Genomic DNA, 5,125 nt, shown 5'->3' with positions numbered 1-5,125 from the left:
GCGGCAAGCCGCTCTCTGTCTCATTTTCTGATCGTGCTTATAGCGGAATATTTCCGCAAGAGTCACGCCCATGATTCATCGCAGGCTGGCGATAGAAACGGCAGAAAAGGGTATCAGCATGAATCGTCTTATTTCGGTGAAGCTGGCGATTTTTTAACTGCTGGCGCCGCGCGCCATAATGGGCCAAAGGGCTTCAACGCGGCCATTGCGTACCCCTATGTACCAGTCATGCAGGTTGACGGTTGGGTCGCAGTGGCCTGGAATTAAAAATACTTTATCCCCCAGATTTAATGTTTCGGCATTGGCATCTAATTCCAGGCAGCCATGTTCGTCTGATACGCTTATTACCTGCACTCCTTCTTTGCCATGAACTAGCGGATACCCTTTTTCCGCAGTGTAAGACTTCAATCCAGCATCCACCACAACACGCCCTGTTGCGGCAGTGCTCATGACGGTGCTGAGTACGAACAAGCTGTGCTCAAAGTCGCGGAAGGGGCCTCCGTCTTTGGCGATAATATTTCTGTATTCGGCATCCATGAAAATATAAGAGCCTACCTGCAGTTCGTTCCAGACGCCTGTGCCGCCTTCAAAGTGATAAGTACCGGTGCCGGCGCCTCCTACGACTTCGCAGGACAATCCCTTGTTCTTAATGGCGTCGATAACGCTTTGAACCAGTGCGGCTGCGGTGCCTATGGCTTTTTCTCGTGCTTCGTAGCCCGACATATGCTGTGCTGCGCCGTGATAGGCTTGCAGGCCGCAAAACTTGAGGTTGGGCTTAGAGGCAATATATAAGGCAAGGTCGGCGGCCGCTGGAACCGATGCTATTCCGCAGCGTCGCATACCCAGGTCGATTTCTACACGCCCGCCTAGTTCAACACCAAACTCGGCGGCCGCTTCGCTGGCACGGTCAACCTGCTCGACCGCGTCAAAGCATAACGAGATTTCGGCTTCTTTGGCCAGGGCCGCAAGACGGCGAAGTTTCTGGCGATCAATGATCTGGTTGCTGACCAGTATGTTTTTCACGCCGCCCCGCACCAGAACTTCAGCTTCACCCACCTTCTGGCAGCATTGGCCCATAGCCCCTAGCGCCAGCTGTTTCATTGCAATGACCGGGCATCGATGGGTTTTTGCGTGTGGGCGTAGCCCAATGCCGGTTGCCTGTGCGAAGCTGGCCATTTTTTGCATGTTGCGATCGAAGGCGTCCAGATCAAGGACAAGCGCTGGCGTGTCGATATCGTCGATTTGACAACCAATTTGGGCAGGAATGATATTCATGGTGTTTTAGCTTAATCTCTGGTTCGGGTGGGCCGCGCTTGACCTTGTATTTACTTGCCTGCCTGGATGGCGTAGGGGCGTTGTGGAGGCGGATTCATGTTGAAATACTTCTGGTAGAGTTTTTCGTACTCCAGGTAGGAATAGCCTGATGTCAGTTCATAAACAAAGCCGTCCAGAAACTGTTTCCAGGATAGTTCGCCAAGCTTGTAGGCGATCCCGTAGTTTTGAAACCCGCTAAAGAGTTCAGGCACGAACGTGACTTCTTCGTCTTTTGCGGCGTACCACATGGCGATGGGCAAATCGACCATAAATGCCTGGACGCGATTCGAGCGCAGTGCCAGGGACTGCTGGTCGACAGAGTCAAAGCTGGCTACTTTTGCCTTAGGCGCAGCCTTCGCGATCGAATCAATTTGTTCGGGTACGGTCAGCGTGGCAACGGTTACTGAAGGATCGTTGACATCGGCAAGGGTCTTGATTTTCGAGTCTTTGCGCACGACTACCGTCATTCCGGTGTCAAAATAACGGGGTGTGAAACCGACGCGGGTCAACCGGGTTGGGGTGATGGTGGCAAACTGAGCCACCATGTCTACCTGGTCATTTTCCAGGGACGACCATCTGGCTTCGTTGCTTAATAGTTCGAATTTGACTTTGCTGGGGTCGCCAAACAAGGCTTTGGCAATTAGGCGGCTAACGTCAATATCAAAGCCGGTAAGTTCGCCCTTGTCGTTCTTGAAACCGAAAGGGGGGGTGGTGCTGGTTGTGCCTACAATCAGGTGGCCACGCTTGAGAATATCTTTTAGTTTGTCGGCATGAGCCACACGGGCCATGCCCATGGTCATCCCGACAACCAATGCCATCATGAAGCAGATAGATTTTCGATTAAACATATTCATCTCTCTTTGTTGAGTTAAATTGAACTGCTAAAAACCAACATGAATTGCAAACCAGCGCTTTGCTTAGCGCGCTATGGCCCCTCCTGTATGGAAACGGGTCAGGAATTTCTTTAACCGGTCGGTAGATGGATGGGCCAGCACCGTGGCCGGGTCGCCTTGTTCGACGACTCTGCCTTCCTCCATGAAAATCACCTGGTCGGCGACATCTTGGGCAAAAGATATTTCATGGGTGACGCATACCATGGTCATGCCTCGGCGCTTCAGGTCTTGTACGACTTCCAGCACTTCGCCAACCAGTTCAGGATCAAGCGCCGACGTGATTTCGTCTAGCAGCAACACGCTGGGTTTCATGGCCAGCGTACGGGCAATGGCTACACGCTGCTGTTGGCCGCCCGACAGGAAGGCGGGAAACTGATCTTTTTTCTCTGCCAGCCCTACTTGGCTGAGCAGATTCATGGCAATTTCCCGGGATTCGTCGGTACCGAGCTTCAGGATTCTCTTGGGGCCGCACATGACGTTTTGCAGAACCGTCATGTGGGGAAAAAGATTGAACTGCTGAAACACCATGCCTATCCGCTGGCGTGCCTGGGCTTCTTCGCGCCCCGTCCACTGCCGCCATCCTCCATTGGGCTGCGGTTTGCGCCCCAGTACTTCGCCGTCAACCCGAATCTCGCCTGAGTCCCAGTGTTCCAGCAAATTCATGCAGCGCAGCATGGTGCTTTTGCCGGAGCCGCTGCGCCCCAATAGCACAGCGGTTTCCCCTTTTTGAACGTTGAAAGACAAATCGCGCAAGACCTGGTTGTCGCCAAACGACTTGCATATATTTTGTACGGAAATCATGGGCATAGGATGGGTTCTCAGGGTTTCTGTGATAGGTTCATTCGACGTAACAGGTGCTGGGCGCTGCGCACTATCGAATAGCAAATAATGAAATAGATAATCATCGCCACGATAAAGAAGGTAAACGGCGCCATACTGCGCATGACCAGTTCATTTGTGGCCAGAGTCAGTTCCCATACGCCTATTATGGAAACCAAGGATGTGGCTTTGATAATGATGGCGGCCAGGTTCATTAGCGCAGGCAGAGAGGTTCGTATCACTTGCGGCAATAACACGATGATTTGAATCTGCCATGTCGACATACCCATCGCTTTTCCGCTTTCGGTTTGCCCGCGCGAGATGGAGCGAAATGATCCGCGGAATATTTCTGTGGAAAAGGCCGAGAAAAAAACAGCTAGTGCGATAACGGCTACATAGAACTTGTCTATGCGTATACCCATGACAGGCAAGATGTAATAGGTTAGGAATATAAAGACCAGGACGGGAATTCCCCGGATGGCCTCAACCAGGAAACGCACCAGGAATCCAGAGAAGCGTCCGCCAAGAATGCTTAGTTCGGCCAGGAAAAAGCCCAGGATCAAGGCTGCGACAATCGAAATGGCCGCCAGTAAAAGCGTTTGCCCGACAGCCTCCAATAAGAGCGGCGCTGCGGTGATAAGCGTATCTATCATGGTCGTTTACCGTGCAATGGCCGTGCGGCGTTCGACAACAGCGCCGATACGGCTCAGGACCCAAGAGATTAATGAGTACAGGATGGCGATGGCCACGAAGGGTTCAAAGCTGGATGCGGTGCGCTGCGATACGACTTTTGCAGCCATGGTCAGATCGACCAGCGAGATGGCCGCGCCCAGGGATGTGTCGTGTACAAGAATGATGAGGGCGCCCATCAGGGCAGGCAGGGCAGCCGAAAAAGCCTGGGGGAAGCGGACAATGCGAAACACTTCGAAGGGTGTCATGCCCAAGGCTCGCCCCGCTTCGATTTGCGTGTTCGGCACAGACAGGAACCCGCCGCGTATGATCTCTGAGACAAATACTGTGTGCTGCAAGACCAGGGCTACAACGACGCAGGTGAATGTGGGGATGGCGAGTCCCACCATGGGAAGCCCAAAGTAGATCAGATATAAGGTAAGCAGTAGCGGTGTGTTCCGCATTAGCTCAACATAAGCGGTGAGCACGGGCCCCAGCAGGCGGCCAGCCTTGATTCGCAATGCTGCGAGGCTAAACCCGAGCACCAGGCTTAGGGCGCCCGCAGTGATCGACAATAGACATGTGAGCCAGAGCCCGGTGGTAAAGGCGTCTTGGTTGCGTACGATTAATGACCAGTCAAAAAACAATGTATGCTCCGAATTGAAAAATTCTTTTTGTGCTTACAACGTCCACAAGGCAAAGCTAACAGTAATTACTATACCGTCTGGACTGTATAGTAATGCGAATTGTATAGTAGTATAGGTATGCTTTAATTGGGGAATACCCTGAATTTCTGATGAGTGGCAGGGGGGACATATAAAAATGACAGTTCCGAAAAGCCGTGGCAGGCCAAGCGCAAAGTTGCGAATTCTTGATGCGACGCTGGACGTTATTAAAGACCTTGGTACTGATCGCCTTACCTTGGACTTGGTGGCCGAGCGTGCCGGCGTCAGTAAAGGCGGTTTGCTTTATCACTTCCGATTCAAAGAAGATTTGCTTAAGGCTGCTAATGCCCACCTTGTGCAACGGCGTTATATTGCGCGTGCGCTTGAAGCGAAAAAACTTCGCCCTACGCGATGCCGCGATCTAAAAGCCTATGTTCTAGCTTCGGCCAACAATCGCGCCGACAATGATGGCATCAGCACAAAAATGTTGGCTGCAGGTTCTATGGTTGATGAATCGGCCGAGCCTATACGCCAGTATTTCCAAGAGCGTTTTCCGCCATTTGTTGAAGTGGCGGGGTTTGATTGCGCGGCTGTTGTCCACGCTGCTACGGAAGGGCTGTGGTTCATGGAAATGTTGGGGCTTTCTCCGTTTCCTCCAGAACAGCGCGAGCGCTTGATAAAAAAACTCTTGTCTATGGTCGACGAGGTTGATAGCGACATTGTGGGTTAAAAGCGTTGCCGTGCAGGCCTGACTCTGACTGGGCG

General features: G+C 52.4%; 7 protein-coding genes. 2 read left to right on the top strand and 5 right to left on the bottom strand.

Annotated features, from left to right (window positions below):
* Positions 1-70 precede the first annotated feature (70 nt).
* Positions 71-157 carry a toxin-antitoxin system HicB family antitoxin gene (locus tag ABWO67_RS18965; RefSeq protein ID WP_353154798.1) on the top strand — a complete coding sequence of 29 codons (87 nt, stop codon included), beginning with the start codon at positions 71-73 and terminating at the stop codon, positions 155-157.
* Here the strand turns inward: ABWO67_RS18965 and ABWO67_RS18960 are convergent.
* The 5 genes from ABWO67_RS18960 to ABWO67_RS18940 all read right to left on the bottom strand — a co-directional run bounded on the left by ABWO67_RS18960 (position 154) and on the right by ABWO67_RS18940 (position 4,342).
* Positions 154-1,275, bottom strand: a complete 1,122-nt coding sequence (locus ABWO67_RS18960; protein WP_353154792.1) for a DSD1 family PLP-dependent enzyme — start codon at positions 1,273-1,275, stop codon at positions 154-156. The genes ABWO67_RS18965 and ABWO67_RS18960 overlap by 4 nt on opposite strands.
* A 50-nt stretch (positions 1,276-1,325) precedes the next feature.
* Positions 1,326-2,162: a transporter substrate-binding domain-containing protein gene (locus ABWO67_RS18955; protein ID WP_353154789.1), complete on the bottom strand. Its 837-nt coding sequence runs from the start codon at positions 2,160-2,162 to the stop codon at positions 1,326-1,328.
* A gap of 69 nt (positions 2,163-2,231) precedes the next feature.
* The gene (locus ABWO67_RS18950; protein ID WP_502930057.1) at positions 2,232-3,014 is read right to left on the bottom strand and encodes an amino acid ABC transporter ATP-binding protein; all 783 of its coding nucleotides are present in this window, start codon (positions 3,012-3,014) and stop codon (positions 2,232-2,234) included.
* A gap of 11 nt (positions 3,015-3,025) precedes the next feature.
* Positions 3,026-3,679, bottom strand: a complete 654-nt coding sequence (locus ABWO67_RS18945) for an amino acid ABC transporter permease (RefSeq protein WP_353154786.1) — start codon at positions 3,677-3,679, stop codon at positions 3,026-3,028.
* A gap of 6 nt (positions 3,680-3,685) precedes the next feature.
* Positions 3,686-4,342, bottom strand: a complete 657-nt coding sequence (locus ABWO67_RS18940) for an amino acid ABC transporter permease (protein WP_353154783.1) — start codon at positions 4,340-4,342, stop codon at positions 3,686-3,688.
* Positions 4,343-4,517: 175 nt separating this feature from the next.
* Here ABWO67_RS18940 and ABWO67_RS18935 point away from each other — a divergent pair, with 175 nt between their 5' ends.
* Complete coding sequence (locus tag ABWO67_RS18935; RefSeq protein WP_353154780.1) at positions 4,518-5,090, top strand: TetR/AcrR family transcriptional regulator; 573 nt, start codon at positions 4,518-4,520, stop codon at positions 5,088-5,090.
* The last annotated feature ends 35 nt before the right edge of the window (positions 5,091-5,125 follow it).

This window comes from Pollutimonas bauzanensis, assembly GCF_040393045.1.
GTDB lineage: Bacteria > Pseudomonadota > Gammaproteobacteria > Burkholderiales > Burkholderiaceae_B > Pollutimonas > Pollutimonas bauzanensis_A.
Note: the sequence above shows the minus strand (reverse complement) of the source record. Positions and strands in the feature narration are given on the sequence as shown.